Source organism: Kitasatospora nipponensis, from assembly GCF_039528135.1.
Lineage (GTDB): Bacteria > Actinomycetota > Actinomycetes > Streptomycetales > Streptomycetaceae > Kitasatospora > Kitasatospora nipponensis.
Genome location: NZ_BAAALF010000597.1, coordinates 1 through 848, shown reverse-complemented (window position 1 = coordinate 848; position 848 = coordinate 1). Strand labels below are relative to the sequence as shown.

The window sequence follows — 848 nt, the reverse complement described above, 5'->3', positions numbered from 1 at the left end:
GCGAACCGGACACCCTCACGGACCTGACGCACCCAGTACTCCGGATCCGCCCACTCCCCCGACTCCACCACAGCGCCGGTCAACGTCGACACCGCCGGAATCGCCAACTCCCCGTACGAGAGCGAACGCGCCACCACACGGAACTCCGCCACCATCGCGTCCATCCGCGCCGAATGGAAGGCATGACTCACCCGCAACCTGCGCGTACGACGCCCCCGCCCCGCGAAGACCTCCGCCACCGCCAGAACCTGCTCCACCTCCCCCGAAACCACCACCGAGGAAGGACCGTTCACCGCCGCGACATCCACACCGGCCGCCGGCAACACCGCCAACACCTCCGCCTCCGTCGCCTCCAACGCCACCATCGCCCCACCAGTGGGAAGCGCCTGCATCAACGACGCCCGCGCCCGCACCAACCTCGCCGCATCCGCCAACGACAGCACCCCACCCACATGCGCCGCCGCCACCTCACCGATCGAATGACCCACCACGAAGTCCGGCCGCACCCCCCACGACTCCAGCAGCCGGAACAGCGCCACCTCCACCGCGAACAACGCCGGCTGCGCCCACCCCGTCCCATCCAACCCGGCACCCGAATCGATCACCTCACCCAACGGCAACCCCAACTCACCCGCCACCGCATCGAACGCCGCCCCGAACACCGGGAACACCCGCGCCAGTTCACGCCCCATACCCACCCGCTGACTACCCTGACCGGCGAACAGGAACGCCAACCCACCCACCCCGGCCACCGAACCCCGCACCACACCCGCCGACTCCACCCCCGACGCCAACGCCCGCAGACCCACCACCCCGTCCAACACCACCGCACGCTCCTCCAACGCGGC

At 70.2% G+C, this 848-nt stretch carries 1 protein-coding gene; it reads right to left on the bottom strand.

Going from position 1 to position 848, the window contains the following annotated elements; translation table 11 throughout:
* Positions 1–827, bottom strand: an 827-nt coding sequence (locus ABD323_RS42135) for an acyltransferase domain-containing protein (protein WP_344447352.1), incomplete at its 3' end; no start/stop codon positions are given.
* Between the last annotated feature and the right edge of the window lie 21 nt (positions 828–848).